The following is a 20,136-nucleotide window of genomic DNA, read 5'->3' as shown; positions in this document are numbered from 1 at the left end:
GGCAACGGCCGGGCGCGCCCGCCGGTTCCGACGGTGTGCTCCCGGCCGTTGCGGCGGTGGGACCGGTCCTCAGACCGGCACCGCGACGTACTTGTACTCCAGGAACTCGTCGATGCCGACGCGGCCGCCCTCACGTCCGAGCCCGGACTGTTTGACGCCGCCGAAGGGGGCCGCGGGGTTGGAGACCAGACCGGTGTTGAGGCCGACCATGCCGACCTCGAGCCGCTCGCTCACCCGCAGCGAACGGCTCAGGTCCTGGGTGAACACATAGCCCACCAGGCCCCATTCGGTGCTGTTGGCGGTGGCGACGACCTCGTCCTCGTCGTCGAAGGTGAGGACGGCCGCGACCGGTCCGAAGATCTCGGTCCCCATCAGCCGGCTGGCCGGGGAGACGCCGGTGAGCACCGTGGGCGGATAGAAGCAGCCGGGGCCCTCGGGGGTGCTGCCGCCGACCAGGACCTCGGCGCCGCGTGCCACGGCGTCCGCGACCAGCTCCTCGACCTTGGTACGGCCGGCCCGGTCGATGAGCGGCCCGACGTCGACACCGGGCCGGCTGCCGGGGCCGACCTCCAGCGCGCCCATCCGGCGGGCGAGCCGGTCGGCGAACTCGGCCGCGGCGGAGGAGTGGACGAAGAACCGGTTGGCCGCCGTGCACGCCTCGCCCATGTTGCGCATCTTGGCGGTCATGGCGCCCTCGACCGCGGCGTCCAGGTCGGCGTCCTCGAAGACGATGAAGGGGGCGTTGCCGCCGAGCTCCATGGAGGTGCGGACCACCGCGGGCGCGCACTGGGCGAGCAGGGTGCGGCCGACCTGGGTGGAGCCGGTGAAGGAGAGCTTGCGGACGTGCCCGCCGGTCAGCAGCGGCTCCACGACCTCGCCCGCGCGGGAGGTGGTGACCACGTTGAGCACCCCGGCCGGAAGCCCCGCCTCCGCCAGGATGCCGGCGAGCGCCAGGCTGGACAGCGGGGTCTGCGGGGCGGGCTTGAGCACCATGGTGCAGCCCGCGGCGATGGCCGGGCCGATCTTGCGGGTGCCCATGGCCAGCGGGAAGTTCCACGGCGTGACGAGCAGACAGGGGCCGACCGGGCGGCGCATCAGCAGCATGCGGTTCCTGCCGTCCGGCAGCGTGGAGAACCCGCCCTCGATGCGTACGGCCTCTTCCGAGAACCAGCGGAAGAACTCCGCGGCGTAAGCCGCCTCACCCCGTGCCTCGGCCAGCGGCTTGCCCATCTCGGCGGTCATCAGCGCGGCGAGCGCGTCGGCCCGCTCCGTGATCAGCTCATAGGCGCGGCGCAGGATCTCGCTGCGCGCGCGGGGCGCGGTGGCCGCCCACTTCTCCTGGGCGTCCTCGGCGGCGGCCAGGGCGCGCTGCCCGTCGGCGGGGGCGGCGTCGGCGACCTCGCACAGCACCTCACCGGTGGCCGGGTCGTCGACCGGCATGGTCCGACCGCCGGCCGCGTCGGACCACGATCCGGCGATGTAGAGCTGCTTGGGCACCGCCGCGAGGACCTCGGCGGCCGAGGGGTACGAGGGGGTGGGCATAGGGGCAATCTCCTTCGTGACCGCCGCCGGTCCGAGGGGTTCGGACCGGCGGGCGGATCGGGCTCCCGTTGGGCGATGTGCGGTGCGCGTCAGGAGTCCGCTGTTCCGGCGCTGACGGCGGCGGACCAGGCGCGCAGACCCTCGTCGATCGCCGCTTCGTCGACGACGAGGGCGGGGATCATCCGGACCACATGGTTCCAGGCCCCGCACAGGAGCAGCAACAGTCCCTCGTCCACGGCGGCGCGCTGCACCCGGGCCGCGGTCGCCGGGTCGGGTTCCCCGTCCTCGGTGACGAATTCGCTGGCCAGCATGAGGCCGAGGCCGCGCACATCGCCGATGGCCGGGGTCTTGGCGGCCACGTCCTCCAGACCGCTGCGCAGCCGCGCCCCCATGGCCTCGGCGTTGGCCACCAGGTTCTCCTCGCGGACCACGTCGAGGGTGGCGGCGGCGGCCGCGCAGGCCACGGCGTTGGCGCCGTAGGTGCCGCCCTGGGAGCCGGGCCATGCCTTGCTCATCAGCTCCTCGGAGGCGGCGATGCCGGACAGCGGGAAGCCGCTGGCCAGTCCCTTGGCGGTGACCAGGATGTCGGGGCGGATGCCGAAGTGGTCGTGGCCCCAGAACCGTCCGGTGCGGCCCACCCCGGTCTGCACCTCGTCCAGGATCAGCAGGAAGCCATGGCGGTCGGCCCGCTCCCGCAGGCCCTGCAGGAAGCCCTCGGTGGCGGGTACGTAGCCGCCCTCGCCGAGCACCGGTTCGACGATGATCGCGGCGGTGTCGTCGGGCGGGGAGATGGTCTGCAGGACGTAGTCCAGCTCCCGCAGGGCGAACCGGGTCGCGGTCTCCTCGTCCCAGCCGTACCGGTAGGCCGTGGGGAACGGGGTCACCACGACGCCGCTCATCAGGGGCGAGAAGCCGGAGCGGAAACGGGTTCCGGAGGTGGTCATGGAGGCGGCGGCCACGGTGCGGCCGTGGAATCCGCCGTGGCAGACCAGAACGTTGGGCCGGCCGGTGGCCTGGCGGGCGAGGCGCAGGGCCGACTCGACGGCCTCACTGCCGGAGTTGGAGAAGAACAGACTGTCGAGGCCCGTGGGGAGCACCTCGCCCAGCTTCTCGACCAGCCGCCGCAGCGGTGGGTGCATGACGGTCGTGTACTGGCCGTGGATGAGCGTGCCCACCTGCTCCTGCGCGGCGGCGACGACCCGCGGATGGCAGTGTCCGGTGCTGGTGACGCCGATGCCCGCGGTGAAGTCGAGGTATCGCCGCCCGTCCTCGCCGTCGATGTAGGCGCCCTCTCCTCGGACGGCGACCACCGGAGTGGCTTGACGGAGCTGCGGCGACAGATTGGTCATGTTCTCTCCCACACGCACAGGTCGGCGATGCGCTCGGACACTTCGAGGGTGAGGGGGCGAACCCGGTCAGGACAATGATCACTGTGTCGCGGGGTGGTGATCGGTATGGACGATCTGTCAACGACCTCCCACACGGCTCTTGTCAAGATGCCGGGCGGGGTGATGGTTGCGCTCGGCGCGGGGGCTTGCCAGAGTGAGCGGCATGAACGGCTCCGGCGGCACCGCGTACGACGCCGCCGGACGGCCGCCGTCCCGCCCCGCCGGGCCCCCGCGGGTCCCGGGGCGCTCCCCCCTCAGCCTCGCCGACGTGCTGCGGCTTCCGGTGCTGGCCGCCGGGGTGCCGGAGGTGGTGTCCGGCCATGGGCAGCTGTCCCGGCCGGTCCGCTGGGTACATGTCACCGAACTGCTCGACCCGGCGTCCTTCCTCAAGGGCGGGGAGCTGGTGCTGACCACCGGGATGCCGCTGCCCGAGGACCCGGCGCTGGTCCGCCGGTATGTCGACGAGCTCGCGGACATCGGCGCCGCCGGGCTGGTCATCGAGCTGGTGCGGCGCTACCACCGGCCGCCGTCGGAGCTGGTGCGGGCCTGTCTGGCGCGGGACTTCCCGCTCGTCCTGCTCTCCCGGACCGTGAACTTCGTGGAGGTCACCCAGGTCCTCCACTCCCTGATCGTCGGCAGTCAGGTGGAGAGCCTGCGCCGGGCCCAGGACGTCCATGACACCTTCACCGCGCTGACCCTGCGGGGCGCCGGGCCCGAGGAGGTGGTGGACATGGCGGCCGAGATGAGCGGGCATCCCGTGGTGCTGGAGAACCTGGTGCACCAGGCCGTGATCTGCGGTTCGCCGGGGCGCGGCGTGGAGGGGGCGCTGACCGGCTGGGAGCGGCGCTCGCGCGCCACGCCCTCGCCCGACCGGACCGGGCTGAGCGGTCCGGAGGACTGGCTGGTGACCGCGGTGGAGTACCGGGGCGAGCGGTGGGGGCGGCTGCTGATGCTCCCGGACGGGGCCGGGCACTCGGCGGTCGGTCCCGAGGACGCGATGGTCCTGGAGCGCACCGCCACGGCCCTGACCATCGCCCGGCTCACCCATCACACCCGCTGGGAGCGGCGGGCCCAGCGCACGCTGCTGCTGGACCTGGTGGAGCAGCGCTGCCGTTCGATGGGGGAGGCCCGGGCCAGGGCCGAGGCGCTGGGCGTGCCGGTCGCGGGCCGCCGGCTGATGGTGGCACTGGTCAGCCCCGGCCCCGGCGCCGGGGAGACGACCGAGCTGGAGGACCGGCTGACGGACGAGCTGGGGGCGGCCGGGGCCGCCGTGCTGGTCGGCGCGGTGCCCGGTGACCACATAGGAGTTCTGCTGGCCCTGCCCGCCGCCACGCCCTGGCGGCCGCTGGTGGAGCGGCTGAGCCGGTCGGTGCGGGAGTCCCGTCCGGAGGCCATGATCAGCGTCGGCTCGGAGGTGTCGGAGCTGTCACAGACCGCCCGGTCGTTCCAGCAGGCGGCGCGGGTCGCGGACGCCGCCGTTCCGGGGACGCCGGACAAGGCGTTCCACGAGCTGTCCGACATCGGGCTGCGGCAGTTGCTGTACGCGCTGCGCGGCGATGTGCGGCTCCAGGAGTTCGTGGAGCGGCAGTTGGGACGGCTGGTGGACTACGACGAGCGGCACGGCACCGATCTGCTGCCGGTGCTGCACACCTTTCTGGACGCGGCGGGCAACAAGACGGTGGCCGCCAAGCGCGCGAACCTGTCGCGCCAGGCGTTCTACCAGCGGCTGCACTCGATAGAGCGGGTGCTCGGCTGCGATCTGGAGTCGGGTGAGCAGCGCACCCAACTCCATGTGGCGCTCACCGCCTTCCGTCTGCTGCGGCTGTCCCGGGGCCCGGCCCCGTCCTGACATGGCGACGCGCCGCGGCCGGCCCGGATCCGGGCCGGCCGCGGCGCGTCTGTCGGCACCCGCGGGGCGCGCGTCATTTGACGAAGTCGTCGACGACCTTTGGCGGCCAGCAGCCGACGTTGAGGACGCCGATGGAGTAGGCGCGGGAGACGAGGGCGGCCCGGTTGGGCACCCGCAGCTTCCGCAGCAGCCGTGTCACGTGGTACTCGACACCCTGCCGGCTGAGGTAGAGCCGGGAGGCCAGGGGGATCGTGGAGAGCCCGGCAGCGATGCCCTCCAGAATGCGCGCCTCGGTCTCGGTGAGGAGCTTCTTACGGTCGGTGACCATGTCCACCTCCTCGCCACCCGCCGTGGGCCGCAGGACCACCAGGATCGAGGCCACATGGGCGGAGCCCTCGCGCACGGCGACCGCCGTGAGCCCGCTGGTGAAGGCGGCCCCCTCGGCCCCGATGGCCACCACATGGGTGGTGAACCGGTGACGGGAGCCGTCGAGGAGCCGGGTGAACTGCCGCTTCACCGCCTGCCGCACACTGGGGTGCAGAAGGTCACAGAAGTCACGGCCGCAAACGTCCGTGGAGGCGTCGTCGAACTGCCGGAAGAACTCCCGGTTCGCCTGCTGGACGGTGAGCGACGGGTCAAGACAGACGACACAGGCCCCTGGCTGGTCGAACTGGCGCAATAGATCCGTGTACTCGGTCTGCTCGTGTCCAAGCTCGTGGGGGGTTGGCCGAGCCGAATCGGTCAGTAAAGGCAATGCCAAGGGACTGCCATCCCTTCCTAATTCTCAGAATTCGGAACCGAATACCGAATATTCAATTCCAAATGTTCATTTCAGAATTGAGACTAGGGATCTACGAGTACGGAAGTCAACGTCAACAGGGGTGTCGTCGCCCAATCCCGTGGTGGGGTGGTCCGAAGGTTCGGTCCGCACCCCACCGCTTCGGTGGGCCGGTACGGTCGGTTCACGAATCCTCGTCAAACACCCGCCAATTATCGCCGTTAACGCTACGTTCACGAATCCATGCGAGGCAGCAGCTCGATGAGCTCGCGGCGTCCGGAGACGCCCAGTTTGCGATAGGAACTCGTCAGATGCTTCTCGATGGCGCGGGAACTCACCCCCAGCTCGGCGGCGACCTCCTGGTTGGTGAGGCCGCGTCCCACGAGGGAGGCCACGGTGCGCTCGGTTCGGGTGAGGGCCGCCTCCGGCGGGGCGGCCGACGCACCGCTGCCGTCCGCGGCGCGGATCCGCTCGACCAGCCATGGGACCCCGCACGCCGCGGCCAGGCCACCGGCCTCCTGGAGCACCGCCGTCGCCTCGCCGCCCGGTCTCAGCTGCCGGCCCAGCGACAGGAGCGTGCGGGCGAGTTCCAGTTCATCGGCCGAGGCGCGCAGCACATCGACCGATTCACGCAGCAGCCGCACCCCCTGGTCACCGCCGAGCAGCCGGGCCTTCACCCGCAGCGCGCGGCCCAGCGCCACCGGGGCGCCCCACTCCTTCGTCCGCAGCAGCTCCTCCTCGGCCAGCGCCCCGGCCGCGCCGGGGTCGCCGACGCGCCGGTGAAGCTCGGCCGCCCAGGGCCGCCAGGCGAAGAGCACGGGGTTGCGCCAGCCCGATGCCTCCAGCTGCCGGCCGCAGGCCAGGAGGGTTTCCAGGGCGCTGGCCCAGCGTCCGTTCCCGGCGTCCTGCGCCGCCTTGGCGAACTGCAGCGTCGCGGTCAGGGCCAGGCTCGAGGAGCGCCGCCGCCCGGGGCCGTCCAGAATCCGCTCGATCAGTACGGGGTCCTGAAGGTCCAGGGCGACGCGGGTGAGGGCGAGGGTGGAGACGACCCCGGCCTCCTGCCAGTGCACCTCGGCCAGCCGCACGGCCCGCTCGGCGTACTCACGCGCCTGGGAGGCGCGCCCCCGGGCGCTGAGCACCATCGCCTGCTGAACGTTGACGAGCGCGTCGGCGACCGTGCCGCCCTGCCGCCGCGTCTGCTGTTCCATCGCGAGCCAGGAGCTGATCCCCCGTACCGAATCGGCGGCGACCAGCCCGATCACCACCAGCGGCAGCGGGGTGTGGACCTGTTCGGAGGTGGCGGGTTCACGCTCCAGGATGCGGTTCGCCAGCCGGGAGACCTCGGCCGCGGGCCATCGGGCGGTGAGCACCGCCGAGTTGAGCAGCACCGCCGTCAGCTCACGCTCGGCCGCGGTGATCAGCGCCGGATCCTCCCCCAGCGCGGACAGCCGCTCCACCGCGGCGGCCAGCTCCGCCGGATCCTCGTGTCCGGCGTGTCGCAGCCGCGCCTCGAGCCGCAGCGCCACATCTCGCGCCGTGCCCTCCAGCGAGGTCGCGGGCCCCAGGTCCTCGGCGACCTGGTGCAGCAGATCGATGGCCGACGGGGGACCCAGGCCCACGATGGTCGGCGAGATCCGCAGGGCCGCGGCGGCCCGGAGCCTGGGCGTGGTCAGCAGGGGTATCGCCTGGGAGATATGGCGTTCGCAGGCGGCCGGGTCGAAGCCGCGCTCCGCAGTGGCCAGATCGATCAGCAGCCGGGCCCGGCCCTCCCCCGCCAGCGAGCCGTCCAGAAGGGCGCGGCGCAGATAGCGGGCGGCGGTACGCGGCGCTCCGCGGCGCAGCGCGGTGTCCGCCGCGGCCCGCAGCACCTCCACCGCCCAGGGATGGCTCGAGCTGGTGACGGCCATGAGCTGGGCGGCGACCAGTTCGGCGGGGCGTCCGTCGTGGTACAGCAGGGCCGCCGCGGCGTCGTGCAGCCGCTCCCGTTCCGCCACGGTCATCGAGGACTCGACCGCGTCCTGGACCACCCGGTGGAGGAAGCGCGGCTCCTGCTCGGCGGCGAGCAGCCCCACCTCGTGGAGGTCGCGCAGCGTGGCCAGGAAGCCGATCGGGTCCAGCCCGGCCAGCCGGGCCAGCAGGTCCGGTTCCGCCTGGCCGCCGAGGACCGCGATGGCCGCGGCCAGGTCCCGCGCCGGCCGCGGCTGGACGCGCAGGGAGCCGGCCAGCCGCTCGCGCAGCAGGGCGGGGCGCAGCGACCGGACCGCCTCGACCTGCTCGGCGGTGGGCCGCAGGCCGCCCATGGCCAGGTCCGCCAGCACCGACTTCAGGAACAGCGGGTTGCCCGCGGAGGTCTCATGGCAGGCGCGGGCGAACTCCTCGTCCCCCGGCACGCCGAACTGCTCGTGGATCACTTCCTTGGTGGCGCCCAGCGACAGCGGCGCGGGGCGCAGCTCCCGCCGCGCCGCGTCGACGAGCTCCCGCAGCAGAGGGTCCCCGGGGCGCCGGTAGCCGTCCCGCAGCGCGCAGACGACCACGGCGCGCAGCCCGTGCAACCGCTTGACGAGGAAGGCGAGCCAGCGCAGCGACGGGGCGTCGACCCACTGCAGGTCGTCCACCAGGATGAGCAGCGGGCTGTCGGCGCTGACCGCTGCCACCGCCGAGCGCAGGCCGTACAGCGCCTCCTCGGGCATTGTTCGAGTTCCGCCGTCGTCGAGCAGCGGGGCGTCGTCGGAGAAGACCGTCCGGTAGAGGTCACCCTCTCCCCCCAGCCGGCACTCGTGGAGTTCCTCCGGGACACCGGTCAGCAGGCTGTCGAAGAGCTGGCGGACCACGCCGAGGGCGAAGTCCTGCTCCACCGGCGCGGCGTTGGCGCGCAGGACGTGGATCTCCTCGCCCTCGGCGAGCATCGGCAGCTGCTGCAGCAGCGCGGTCCGGCCGATGCCCATGGGGCCGGTGAGTAACACCAGCGACGAGTCGCCCGCCGCCCCGGCCCGCAGGGCCTCCGCGACCTGGGCCAGTTCGGCCTCCCGTTCAAGCAACATCCGTTCCGCCTCCCTCTGCCGCCCGCAGCAACGCGATCAGCTCTGCTCGGCCGCTGATCCCCAGCTTCCGGTACGCGCCGCTGAGCCTCAGCTCCACGGTGCGTCTGGTGACAGAGAGGGTTTCCGCTATCTCCCGGTTGCCATGACCGAGTCCGACAAGGGCCGCGGTGCGCTGTTCGGGTTCGGTCAGGCTCGCCCACGCCGGATGCGGGACGCGTCCGCGAACGGCGGACGGCCCGGCCCGCTCGGACAGCGCGCGCACCCGTTCGACCAGCCGGCTGGAGGACCGGTGGGCGATGGCGAAGGTGAACAGCTCGGCCACCAGGGGGGCCGCGGCCCGCGGGTTCCCGGCGTCGAGCTCGGCCGTGGCCAGCTCCATCAGGGACCCCGCGTAGGCGAGTCGGGCCGGGGTGTCGCGCAGGGTGGCCACCGCCTCGCGGAGACGGTCGACCTGCCCCTCGCGGGCCACCCGTCCGGCGCCCAGCTGAGCCCAGCCGATCGTGTTGGGGGCGCCCCACAGCCGGGCCAGCGCGAGCTCCTCCTCGGTGAGCCGCCGTGCCTCCTCGTGGTCGCCGAGGGCGTCGTGGACCCGGGCGGCCATCGAACGCCATGGCATCAGGGCGGGGTTGATCCGTCCGCGGCCCAGCTCCCACCTGCCGGTGGAGCGGAACAGCTCCAGCGCCTCGGGCAGCCGGTCGTCCTTGACGGCCACCAGCGCCCTGGCGAAGAGCAGATAGCCCCAGGAGCCGCCCTCCCGCGACTCGGCGGGCGCGGACGCGCCCGCGAGCGCACTGGCCTGGCCGACATCGCCGTTCTCCAGGGCGATGAGGATCCGGATGGCCATCAGATACGGGACGGTGTAGCGATGCCAGAGGGAGCGCGGCAGTGACCGCTCCGCGGCGGCCACGTCCCGTTCGGCCATGTCGAGCCGGCCGCGCCGCAGGTTCAGCTCGCCGCGCACGGCCATGGCCTGGGCGGCGGCCGCGCGGGCGTGCCGCCTGCGCAGATCGGTGTTGAGCACGTCCAGCCGGACCTCGGCCTCGTCCAGGTCGTCGGTCAGCAGCAGGGTGCGGGCGGCGGTGAGCCGGGGCAGGATCAGGGCCCCCGCGGCGCCGTCCACGGTGAAGACCCGCTGGGCCAGCGCCCGGGCGGTGGGCAGGTCCTCGCCGCGCAGGGCCAGTCGCCAGGCGAGCGCCGCGGCCTGCACCGGGCAGGTGGGGTCGGCGGGCAGCGGGGGGATGCCGTCCGGGACCAGATCGGTGTCCTCCTGCCCGACGGACTCGGTGAGCCAGAACAGCCCGGCCAGGGCCCCTCGCTCCTCGCCGTCGGTGAAGGGCAGTACGTCGGCGATCGCGCGGCGCAGGGCCTTGTCGTCGCCGCGGGAGAGCCCCAGGTCGGCGGCGCGTACCCGGATCCGGCCGGGCCCGCCGTCGCCGGTGCGGATGATCTCCGCCAGCCGGCGGCCCGCGGCCTCGGGGACGGCCAGCACTTCGACGGCGGCCAGTTCCAGGCCCAACTGGGCGCGCGGCGCCGGGTCCAGCGGTTCCTCCAGCGCCCGCGACAGGCAGGCGATCGCCTGGGTGGTCCGGCCCCCGCGCAGTGCGGCGGCGCAGGTACGGCGCAGTACGGGGATCACCCAGGGCTCGTCGACCGGGCGGGCGGCGAGCAGCAGCCGGGCGATGTCCTCGTCGGGTACGGCCGCCCGGTAGGCCAACTCGGCGGCGCGGGCGTGCAGTTCGGCCCGCTCGTCGCCGGGCATCTCGGCGAGGATCCAGCTCCGCGCCTCGGGCCGGCTCAGCCGGAGCCCGGTCTCGGTGGCGGTGGCGAGCCCGCTTTCCTGGAGTGCCTCGGGCAGTCCGGGCTCGCTCGCGGCGCGGGGATCCGCGAGCGCGTACAGCAGGGACAGATCCAGCAGATCGCCGCAGACGGCGAGGGCGCGGACGACGGCGACGGCCGTGTCGGACAGCGCTCCGAGTGCGCGGACGGCGAGTTCACCGCTGACGGCCTCGGCGATCGTGGACAGTTCCGGCACCCGCCCGGCCACCGGTGCGTATCCGCGTCTGATGAAGCGCCTCAGCGCCTCGGACAGCACCTCGGGGTTGCCCGCGCTCGCCTCCAGTGCGGCCGAGGTGAAGGCGGGCTCGCCGGGGCGGTCGCAGATCAGCGCGACCGTGGCGGCCACATCGCGCGGAGCGAGCGGGGCCAGCTCGACTTCGAGGGTGATCACCTGCTGCGGCGCGGTGGAAAGGGGGCAGGCGCCCGGGCGGAGCCGGCCGGTGCCGCTCACCAGCAGGGCGATCCGGGCGTCGGGCAGGCGCCGGATGAGCGCCCCGAACCAGCGCTGCGAGGCCGGGTCCAGCCATTCCACATCATCGACCACCAGCAGCGTGGGCTGTCCACGCGCGGTTCGTAGCAACTCGGTCAGGCCCGGTAAGCGGCTCTCGGGTCCCCGTCCGGTCAGGGCCTTCAGCGAGCCGTCGGTGAGTCCGTCCATCGGGGTCAGCAACTGTGCCACCACGCCGTAGCGCACCTCGCGCTCGCCCGGCGTCGCCTGGGCGCGCAGAACGCGATAGCCCTGGTCCTCGGCCAGCCGGGCGGCGAGGTTCAGCAGACGGCTCTGTCCGTAGCCGGGTCTGCCGATCAGCGTCACCACCGAGGAACGGCCCCTGCCGAGATCGGCGACGGTCTGGGCAAGCATGGCCTGCTCTCGTTCACGGCCGGGGAACGGGAGCCCGTTGAGCTGCATGGTGTGACTATATGCCTGGGGCGGGGGGCGGACATGGCACCCGGCCCCGCCTGCCCGTCAGCGTCGGCCGCGGGAGGCGAAGACCCACGCCGGTGCCTGTGGGTCGGGAAGGCTCGGGGTGTTCAGCACCGAGGCCAGCTCGCCGCGCTGACCGACACTCAGCTTCCGGTAGACGCTGGTGAGATGGGTCTCGACGGTGCGTACGGTGACGAACAGCGACTCGGCGATCTCACGGTTACCCGCCCCGAGTGAGGCCATTTGGGCCACTTTGCGCTCGGTGCCGGTGAGCAGGTCGACCGGTGAGGCGGTGATCTCACGCATCCGGCCGCCCGCGGCGACCAGCCGGTTACGGGCGTCCTTGGCGAGCGCGAGCGCGCCGCAGCCCTGCGCGAGGTCGACGGCCGAGCGCAGCCGCTCCCGGGCGTCGCGCGGCCGCCCGATGTCCAACAGCGCCCCGCCGAGCAGGAACTCGGCCCGGGCGTGCTCGGCGCGGGCGGGCGACCCGGAGAGGTGCTCGACCGCCTCGGTGAGATGCGCGATGCCCTCCTCGCCGGGGGTGGTCACCCCGCGGGCGAGGGCGGCGAGCCCGAAGGCGCGCGGGGTGCTCCAGCGGCGGGCCAGCTCGGCGCCGTGCTCGACCAGGTCCCGCGCCTCGTCCGCCCGCTTCTCCGCCGCGAGCACACAGGCCGCCTCGGTCCACCAGGGCACGAACGCCGGGTTGGCGAAACCGGAATCCTCCAGCGAGGCGCCGCAGTCGAGCAGCAGCCGCAGCGCGGTGGCGCCGTCGCCGAGCGCCCAGCGGGCCCGGGCGCGGGCCATGAGATACCAGTGGTACTCCATGACGAACCCGTCCAGGTTCGGCCGGGTGACGGCGGCCAGCAGCTCCTCGGCCCGCTCCGGTTCGCCCCGGTCGATCAGGATCGTCGCCAGCGCGGTCTGGGGCATGGTCACATTGCCGCTCCAGCGCTCCTCGCCGATGATCTCGACGGCGGTCTGGGCGTCGGCGAGCGCGTCGGGGATCGCGCCGAAGCCGTGCAGCAGCATGGCGCGGTAGGACAGGGTGATCACATACGACCACACCGCGGCGTTGTCCTGGCCCTGGCGCAGCGCGTGGTCCAGCGCCTCCATCGCCCCCTCGACCTCGTCGGCCAGGCCCAGGGTGAACGCGGAGAAGAGCAGCGACCAGTTGTCGAGCCGGTCCGAGGAGCTCAGCGCGCGGTGGGCCTGTTCCACGGTCCGCCGCACCGAGCGGCCCTCCATCGCGGACAGGACCGTCATCATGGCGAGCATCTGCCGCTGGGCGGGGGTGTCCCCGGAGGGTTCGGGAATCCGCGCGAAGCGCTCCCGGACCGTATGGATCGTGGCCTTCTCGTCGGATCCGCTGATCAGCAGCGCCGATTGGACGAGGGTGCGCAGCTCACGGTCGCGCGGATCGGGGTCGGGCCCCAGCTCGGCCTCGAGCTCGTCGAGCACCTCGCTGAGCACCCGGACGGCGGTCGGTGACTGCTGGACGGTGAGGCAGGTGAGGCCGAACTGCACGGCGACGGGCGCCTTGGTCCGGACGTCGGTGGCCAGGGTGAGCGCGCGCCTGAGCAGGCGGATGGCCTCGGCGGGATTGATCTCCGCGAGCGCCTTGGCGAGCGGGACATGGGCCGACAGGCTGTCCGGCTCCGCCTCCAGGACGCGGTAGAGATAGCGGGCGGCGGCCTCCGGGGCACCTCGGTGCTCGGCCTGGACGGCGGCCTCCCGCAGCACCCAGCCCATCCACGGCTGGGGGGTGCCGGGCACCAGCAGCACCTGGTTGGCGACCTCCTCGGCGGGCCGTCCGGCATCGCTCAGCAGCAGTGCCGCCCGGGCACGCAGCTCGGCCAGCGGCCCCTCCCCGGCGGCTTCCAGAACCGCGGAGCGCACCACGTCATGGGCCAGGTCCGCCCGGTCCGGCGCCATCACCTCGGCCCCGCGCAGCAGCTCCACGGCCTCCGCGACACGGGCCGCGGTCACCCCGGCCAGCGCGCCGACGTGCTCCACGTCCTCCTCGCCGAGCACCGCGATGGCGGTGGCCACCTCCCGGACCCAGTCGGGCCGGGCGTCGAAGAGGGCGCGCACGGAGAGGGCGACCACGTACTGCCCGACCTCGGCGATCTCGCGCAGGCCGGTCTCGTCGGGTGAGACGCCCTTGGCCCGCAGCTCGCGCAACAGCCGGGTGACGGTCAGCGGATTGCCGCCGCAGACGGCGGCGGCGCGCCCGGCGAAGGAGTGCGCGACGGGGGCCGCGAAGACCTGGCGGGCCATTTCGGCCACTTCGGTGTCGGTCAGCGGGTCGAGGCGGATCACCGAGGAGCGGGGCTGGGCGAGGACGTCCGCCAGGGTCGCGGGGGCGACCGGCTCCTCCTCGGTGCGCTGGGCGAGCACCACCAGCAGCGGCAGCTCGTCGGCCCGGCGCAGCAGGAAGTCGATCCAGCGCAGGGACCGCTCGTCGCACCAGTGCACATCGTCCAGGACCAGCACGAGCGGGCCCTGGGTCATCAGGTTGGCCGCAAGCCAGTACAGGCCGTGCAGCACCGGGTAGACGGAGGCCGCCGTGGGCGGTCCCTCCTCGCCCGGGTGGGGGCTGAGCGCGGGAAGAGCGCGGCGGGCGCTGCCGCGCAGCAGCGGGGAGTCCTGGGCGTCCTCGGCCGAGAGCCCGAGTCCCCCGAAGAGGGCACGCACTCCGCTGTAGCCGGCGCCGGCCACCACCTGACCGCAGGTGCCGTGCAGAACGGTCATCTTCCGGCAGACGTCGCTGTCGAGGAAGGCGCGCAGCAGGCTGGTCTTGCCGATTCCGGCCGGGCCCGACAGGACCACCAGACCGGAACGGCCGTTGTGGGCGGCCTCCGCGTGGGCGGTCAGCGCCGCGAGTTCGGCAGCGCGCCCGACAAGCTCGCCGGGTAAACCGGAATCGATTTTCCGGTCCACCACGCAGCCTCCTAGAGCCACAAAACGCGAACAATCTTCCGGAAAAGTTTGCTAATGCCGCGGTCAGGAGGCTACACGACCGCTGTGACGACGATCAATATCGATTCAGTGAAGCCCGGAGACGGAAGGCGTGGTGAGGGCGATCACCATTCCGCCCCCGGGCCCTTCGGTATCACTGTGTGGGTACGAGGCATGAAGTCGTCTATGGCATCTCCTTTCGTCGGCTCACGTTCACGGGGTCATGTGCGCTTCTTCCAGGGCGGCTTCCAGGGCGACGGCAGGCGGGTGGAGCTCGAACCAGACGACCTTGCCCGCCGCCGTGCAGGTGGAGCCCCAGCAGCGGGAGAGCAGGTCCAGCAGATGGAGTCCGCGGCCGCCTTCGTCATCGCCGCATGTGCGGCGCACCCGGAGCTCCCCGGGGTGCTCGTCCGCCACCTCGCACCGGAAAGCGCGGTCGACGGAGCACAAGGAGAGCGTCAGGCGGATCGGTCCGCCCGCGTGCCGCAGGGCATTGGTCACCAGCTCGCTGACGAGCAGCTCGGCGTCGTCGGAGAAGTCGTGCAGCCCCCATACCCCGAGCTGGGCGATGGCCAGCCGCCGGGCCCTGGGCACCGACGAGGGCTCGGAGGGCAGCAGCCATGACGTCCCGCCACGGGTGGCGGGAGGCCGGGCGGCCTCGGGCCGGCGCTCGGTGCTCACCGGGGCGCCACGCGAGATGGTGGGAGTGGTCGCGTTCATGTCGACTGGTCGGGGCTGGTCCGGGGGGCGGGGATGGCACGCCCGTCGGGAAGGAGTTCACCCGCGTCCGCGAAGATCACCACTCCGTTGCAGAGCAGGCTCCACCCCTGCTCGGGGTGGGTGGCCACCAGACGCGCCGAATCATGATCCGATGCGTCGGCCGACGGACAGGGAGGTTGATGGAGGCACATGGTCCGAACCTTCGATCTTCCGCCATGGGCTGGCGGAACTCGTATCCGAGGTCACCATGGTGGGTCGGCGCGGCGGTGCGCGACGAGGGGAGATCTCCCCGCATCGGTACCCGAACCCGCCCCCGGCCCCCGGGGAGGTCACGGACGGCCGACCACCGGTCACCCTCGGTGAAACACCGCCCCGGCAGGCAGACCGCCCGCCCGAAGTGCGTGCGGTGGCTCGCGGCCCGGGCATAGCCTGGGAACAGGGCCTCGGGTCCCTCGGGCGTCTGCCCGTCCACCCGAGCCCGGTGTGAGGCATCGATGGGTGCGGTGGCGACGAGCACCCCGACCGGACGGCAGACAGTCAGGCTGCCGGCCGAGGTGACGAGTTTTGTGGGACGTCGGCATGAGGCGGCCGAGGTCAAGGAGATGCTGTCCGCGTCTCGCCTGGTCACCCTCACCGGCGTCGGCGGAGTGGGCAAGACTCGGCTGGCGCTGCGGGTGGCGGACGAGGCGCGCCGGGCCTTCCCCGACGGCGTCTGGCTGGCCGAACTCGCCGAGCTGGACAACCCCGCGATGCTCGCCCAGGGCGTCACCGAAGCACTGGAGATACGGGACCACTCCCCCCGCCCGGCGCTTGACGTCCTCGTCGACCATCTGCGGGACCGGCAGGCACTGATCGTCCTCGACAACTGCGAACACCTCCTGGAGGAGTGCGCCCGGCTCGCCGACCGGCTGCTGCGCGCGGCGCCCCGGCTGCGGCTGCTGGCCACCAGCCGTCAGGCGCTGGGCACGGCCGGTGAGCAGAGCCTGGCCGTCCCCACCCTCGGGCTGCCGGACCTCGAAGGTCCACGGCCCACCCTCGCCACCCTCGCGCGGTGCGACGCGATACGGCTGTTCACCGAGCGGGCGGCGGCCATCGTGCCCGGATTCCAGCTCACCGAGGACAACCGCGACGCCATCGAGCTGATCTGCCGCCGGCTCGACGGCATCCCGCTGGGCATCGAGATCGCGGTCGTACGGCTGCGCGCCCTGTCCGTCCAGCAGCTGCTGGACCGGCTCGACGACCGGTTCCGGCTGCTGACCACCGGCTCCCGGACGGTCCTCCCCCGCCATCAGACGCTGCGGGCGCTGATCGACTGGAGCTATGAGCTGTGCACCGAGCGGGAGCGGCTGCTGTGGGCCCGGGTCTCGGTGTTCGCCGGAAGCCTGGACCTGGACGCGGCCGAGGCGGTCTGCTCGGGCGAGGGCATCGACCGCGAGGAGATCCTGGACCTGGTGACCGAGCTGGTGGACAAGTCGGTACTGCTCAGAGAGGAGCACCGGACGACGGTGCGCTACCGGATGCTGGACACACTGCGCGGTTACGGCCGTGAGCGGCTGGCCGCCGCCGGGGAGGAGGCCGTACGGCTGGAGCGCCATCGCGACTACTACCGCGGGCTCGCCGCGGACGCGCGGGCGGCGCTCTTCGGACCGGCCCAGGTGCAGTGGTTCGCCCGGCTCCAGCTGGAGCACGCCAATCTGCGCACCGCGCTGGAGGGCTGCCTGGCCGAGCCAGGGCAGACCGGCCGCGGTCTGGAGATGGCGTCCGATCTGCTCTACCACTGGATCACCAGCTACTACCTCGGCGAGGGCCGCCGCTGGCTGGACCGGGGCCTGGCGCTGTGCACCGAACCGACCGGGGCACGGGCGCGGGCCCTGTGGACCGACAGCTGGCTGGCCGTCATCCAGTCGGACACCGATGCCGCCGCGGCCATGCTCGAGGAGAGCCGGTCCATCGGGACCCGGCTGGGCCTGGACCCGGTGCTCGCCTACACCGCGCTCTACTCCGGCATGGTCGCCATGTACCGGGGCGAGACCCGATCCGCGATCGCGCTCTACGAGGAGGCCGTGACCCGCCATCGCGCGACCGGCGATCCGGTGGGGCTGGCCCTGGCGCTCATCCGGCTCTCGCTCGCCCACTCCTTCATCGGCGACTCACCACGCGCGATCGCCCTGGGCGAGGAGTCGCTGGCGGTGTGCGACGCGTACGGGGAGGGCTGGCACCGGGCCTACACGATGATGGCGCTCGGCATGGACGTCTGGCGCCAGGGCGACACCGCCAGGGCGGCCGCCCTGGAGAAGGACAGCCTCACGTTCAACCGCTCGCTGGACGATCCGCTGGGTGTCGCGGTCAATCTGGAGGTGCTGGCCTGGATCGCGGCCACCGACCGGGACCATACGCGGGCGGCCGGGCTGCTCGGCGCCCTGCGGACCATCTGGCACGCCATCGGCGCCCCGCACTCCGGCTACGGGCATCTCGTCCACTACCACGAGGAGTGCGAAGCCACGGTGCGGCGGGCCCTGGGCAAAGCGGCCTTCAACACGGCGTTCAAACGGGGCGCCCGGCTGTCCTACGCCGAGGCACTGGTGTACGCGCTCGAGGACGAACTGCCCAGCGAGGAGACGGCGGTGGGCGGGCGGCCGTCGCCGCTGACGCCCCGGGAGTCCGAAATCGCGCGACTGGTCGCGCAGGGGCTCAGCAACAAGGAGATCGCCTCGTCCCTGATCATCGCCCAGCGCACGGCCGAGGGCCATATTGAGCACATTTTGAGCAAGCTGGGTTTCACCTCGCGTGCGCAGGTGGCGGTCTGGGTAGCGGAACAGCACCGCACCGCGGAGGCCGATGGCGAACACCCGCCGGAGGATACGGTCTGAGCCATACCGGCATTCTCAAGGGGCAAGAGGCGGAATTCTATTCGATACGGGCGCACATGTCCCCGAAGTTTTCACAAACCCCACGAAAATCCTCGCCCGGCCCGGCTTCGAGGGATCATGCGTCAGGCTCGAGGGACGAGCCGCAACGGCCGTGTCAGCGCGTCGACGCGACCCATGCGACCGAGGAGGTCCCGCCGTGACTGTTGCCGCAGTCGGCAATACCGGTGATGCCATGGAACTTTTCCGTGGCACCGCCCACAGCCCGTCGTTCTTCGCGCTCAACCGCGCCGGGGTCACGGGTGGCGGACAGGAGCTCGTGGACTTCTGCATCCCCTGCAATCCCTACTTCCCCACCCCCGCCATGTTCGCCGTGATGGCGGTCAGGCTGCGGGACATCCTCACCTACTACCCGAGCTCCGCCGAGACCATCACCGCCGAACTGGCCGATGTGCTCGGGCTGCAGCCGCAGACCATGGCGATGGGCAATGGCTCGACCGAGCTCATCACCTGGATCGACCACCTGCTGGTGAAGGAAAGCCTGGCGGTGCCGATTCCCACCTTCGGCCGCTGGACCGACCAGCCGATGGAGACCGGCAAACGGGTCGACTTGTTCCAGCTTCCGGAAATGAGCGGATTCGCACTCGACCCGAACGCCTTCGTCAACTTCGTACGCTCCCGGGGCTCTCGGGTCGCCGTGATCTGCAACCCCAACAACCCCGACGGCGGGCTGGTGTCCCGCCAGGCCCTCATCGGCATCATGGACGCCCTGGCCGACCTCGACCTGATCGTGATCGACGAGTCCTTCCTGGAGTTCGCGGACGCCGAGGCGTATCCGAGCGTCGTCGACGAGGCCATCCTGCGCCCGAATGTGATCGTGCTGCGCAGCCTCGGCAAGAACTTCGGACTGCACGGTGTGCGCTTCGGCTATCTGGTCGCCAATCCCTCGCTCGCCGTGCAGATCCGCTCCCGGCTGCCGAAGTGGAACCTCAACTCCTTCGCCGAGGTCATCGTCTTCATGCTGAAGCGGTACCGGCAGGAGTACGTGGACAGCCTGCGCATGCTCAGCCGCGACCGGCAGCAGATGACCAGCCAGTTGGCCGGGCTGCCCGGGATGACGGTCTACCCCTCCCAGGGCAACTTCGTCTTCGTCAAGCTGCCGGCCGGAACGGACGGCGGCTGGGTCCGGGACCAACTGCTCTCCCAGCACGGTGTGCTGGTGCGCGAATGCGGCAACAAGCTGGGCAGCAGCAGCCAGTTCATGCGGCTGGTGGTGCGCTCCCAGCCCGATGTGCAGCGACTGCTGACCGGGCTGAGCACGGTGCTGTACGGGACGTCCTTCTACGCCCCGCAGGTGAGCTGGGAGCAGCAGCCTTCGGTGTCTTCGGGGTACGCGGGGTACTCGGGAGCGTCGGGGTCCTGGGGATCCGCCGCGCAAGCGCCGTCGCTGGACTACTCCTACCAGCAGCCGCCCCAGCTGCCCGCGGCGCCCATGGCGCAGGAGCCCCAGCCGATGTACTCCGCGGCCGCCCTTCCTGCCCCGCAGGGCGTCTCCGGCGATCTGTACGGGCAGGCGTCCTTCGCGGGCGCCTCGACGGGGTACGCCCAGCAGCAGCCGCTCGCGGAGCTGTCGCCCGCGTATGTCGCCACTCCTCCGGCCCAGACGCCCCTGTACCAGGCCCCGGCGGCGCTGCCGCAGCCCCAGATGGCCCAGCCCCAGATGGCCCAGGCCGCGCAGCCGCTGATCCCGCAGCAGGCACCGGCGCAGCAGTTCCAGGCACCGCAGTTACAACCGGCCCAGAGCCAGGCGCCGCAGGGTCAAGCACCGCAGGGCCAGGCGCCGTTCATGCAGATGGCGCCACAGCCGCAGAGCGCGCAGTACCAGGGCGCCCAGGCACAGACCGGCCAGATCCCGATGGTTCAGGTCCAGGGCGCCCAGGTCCAGGGCGCCCAGGGGCAGGGGGCGGCGCCCGCGTACAACTTGTTCCGGCCCGAGGAGACGACGGTCGACCAGATCCCGGTCTACGGTCAGCGCGACGGCGGTGTGCCCGAGCCGTCGCCGGTGGAGCGGACGCAGGCCATGACCTACGACCCCGCCGAGCTGAAGGCCGCGGCCGCGGCCCCGGTGGTGCCCCTCAGCGAGCAGGAGGACGACCCGACCGGGCAGACTCCGGCGCTGCAGCGCTATCCGCGCCCCGCGGCGTATCTCCAGGACAACTCGATGTCATGACC

11 protein-coding genes are annotated in these 20,136 nt (G+C 72.4%); 3 read left to right on the top strand and 8 right to left on the bottom strand.

Annotated features, from left to right (window positions below):
* Positions 1–69: 69 nt before the first annotated feature.
* A complete protein-coding gene (locus CGL27_RS45460) occupies positions 70–1,542 on the bottom strand; it encodes an NAD-dependent succinate-semialdehyde dehydrogenase (protein WP_119993501.1) in 1,473 nt (490 codons plus the stop codon).
* Between the two features lie 89 nt (positions 1,543–1,631).
* Positions 1,632–2,891: an aminotransferase class III-fold pyridoxal phosphate-dependent enzyme gene (locus tag CGL27_RS45455; RefSeq protein ID WP_014057220.1), complete on the bottom strand. Its 1,260-nt coding sequence runs from the start codon at positions 2,889–2,891 to the stop codon at positions 1,632–1,634.
* 202 nt (positions 2,892–3,093) lie between these two features.
* On the opposite strand from CGL27_RS45455, the gene CGL27_RS45450 reads away from it, so the two are divergent.
* Positions 3,094–4,779 (top strand): PucR family transcriptional regulator, encoded by a 1,686-nt coding sequence (locus CGL27_RS45450; RefSeq protein ID WP_119993500.1) that lies wholly within the window; start codon positions 3,094–3,096, stop codon positions 4,777–4,779.
* 73 nt (positions 4,780–4,852) lie between these two features.
* Here CGL27_RS45450 and CGL27_RS45445 read toward each other — a convergent pair whose 3' ends face one another.
* The 6 genes from CGL27_RS45445 to CGL27_RS45420 all read right to left on the bottom strand — a co-directional run bounded on the left by CGL27_RS45445 (position 4,853) and on the right by CGL27_RS45420 (position 15,228).
* Positions 4,853–5,458 carry a LuxR C-terminal-related transcriptional regulator gene (locus tag CGL27_RS45445; RefSeq protein ID WP_050993686.1) on the bottom strand — a complete coding sequence of 202 codons (606 nt, stop codon included), beginning with the start codon at positions 5,456–5,458 and terminating at the stop codon, positions 4,853–4,855.
* Positions 5,459–5,790: 332 nt separating this feature from the next.
* Positions 5,791–8,598, bottom strand: coding sequence for a LuxR family transcriptional regulator (locus tag CGL27_RS45440; protein WP_119993499.1), 2,808 nt, complete (start codon positions 8,596–8,598; stop codon positions 5,791–5,793).
* The gene (locus tag CGL27_RS45435) at positions 8,588–11,344 is read right to left on the bottom strand and encodes an AAA family ATPase (protein WP_119993498.1); all 2,757 of its coding nucleotides are present in this window, start codon (positions 11,342–11,344) and stop codon (positions 8,588–8,590) included. Before CGL27_RS45435 ends, CGL27_RS45440 begins: the two co-directional genes overlap by 11 nt.
* Positions 11,345–11,401: 57 nt before the next feature.
* Entirely contained in the window at positions 11,402–14,302 is a 2,901-nt protein-coding gene (locus CGL27_RS45430) for an AAA family ATPase (protein ID WP_119993496.1), read from the bottom strand.
* A gap of 228 nt (positions 14,303–14,530) precedes the next feature.
* Positions 14,531–15,037, bottom strand: a complete 507-nt coding sequence (locus CGL27_RS45425) for an ATP-binding protein (RefSeq protein WP_078646024.1) — start codon at positions 15,035–15,037, stop codon at positions 14,531–14,533.
* On the bottom strand, positions 15,034–15,228 hold the full coding sequence (locus tag CGL27_RS45420) for a DUF5999 family protein (RefSeq protein ID WP_078646023.1): 195 nt from the start codon (positions 15,226–15,228) through the stop codon (positions 15,034–15,036). The genes CGL27_RS45425 and CGL27_RS45420 overlap by 4 nt, the downstream gene beginning before the upstream one ends.
* 375 nt (positions 15,229–15,603) lie before the next feature.
* Between CGL27_RS45420 and CGL27_RS45415 the strand changes: the two genes are divergently transcribed.
* Together CGL27_RS45415 and CGL27_RS45410 are read left to right on the top strand one after the other, a co-directional pair.
* Entirely contained in the window at positions 15,604–17,907 is a 2,304-nt protein-coding gene (locus tag CGL27_RS45415) for a LuxR C-terminal-related transcriptional regulator (protein WP_240450863.1), read from the top strand.
* A gap of 232 nt (positions 17,908–18,139) precedes the next feature.
* Positions 18,140–20,134, top strand: a complete 1,995-nt coding sequence (locus CGL27_RS45410) for an aminotransferase class I/II-fold pyridoxal phosphate-dependent enzyme (protein ID WP_119993492.1) — start codon at positions 18,140–18,142, stop codon at positions 20,132–20,134.
* Positions 20,135–20,136: the final 2 nt, after the last annotated feature.

Source organism: Streptomyces sp. 11-1-2 (assembly GCF_003595545.1).
GTDB classification, from domain to species: domain Bacteria; phylum Actinomycetota; class Actinomycetes; order Streptomycetales; family Streptomycetaceae; genus Streptomyces; species Streptomyces hygroscopicus_B.
This window is presented reverse-complemented; position numbering and strand designations above follow the sequence as displayed.

Bases quoted from the DNA above. Each gene is read 5' to 3' on its own strand.
- CGL27_RS45420 (WP_078646023.1), bottom strand. From the start codon at position 15,228: ATGTGCCTCCATCAACCTCCCTGTCCGTCGGCCGACGCATCGGATCAT.
- CGL27_RS45410 (WP_119993492.1), top strand. From the start codon at position 18,140: ATGGAACTTTTCCGTGGCACCGCCCACAGCCCGTCGTTCTTCGCGCTC.
- CGL27_RS45440 (WP_119993499.1), bottom strand. From the start codon at position 8,598: ATGTTGCTTGAACGGGAGGCCGAACTGGCCCAGGTCGCGGAGGCCCTG.
- CGL27_RS45460 (WP_119993501.1), bottom strand. From the start codon at position 1,542: ATGCCCACCCCCTCGTACCCCTCGGCCGCCGAGGTCCTCGCGGCGGTG.
- CGL27_RS45450 (WP_119993500.1), top strand. From the start codon at position 3,094: ATGAACGGCTCCGGCGGCACCGCGTACGACGCCGCCGGACGGCCGCCG.
- CGL27_RS45435 (WP_119993498.1), bottom strand. From the start codon at position 11,344: ATGCAGCTCAACGGGCTCCCGTTCCCCGGCCGTGAACGAGAGCAGGCC.
- CGL27_RS45455 (WP_014057220.1), bottom strand. From the start codon at position 2,891: ATGACCAATCTGTCGCCGCAGCTCCGTCAAGCCACTCCGGTGGTCGCC.
- CGL27_RS45425 (WP_078646024.1), bottom strand. From the start codon at position 15,037: ATGAACGCGACCACTCCCACCATCTCGCGTGGCGCCCCGGTGAGCACC.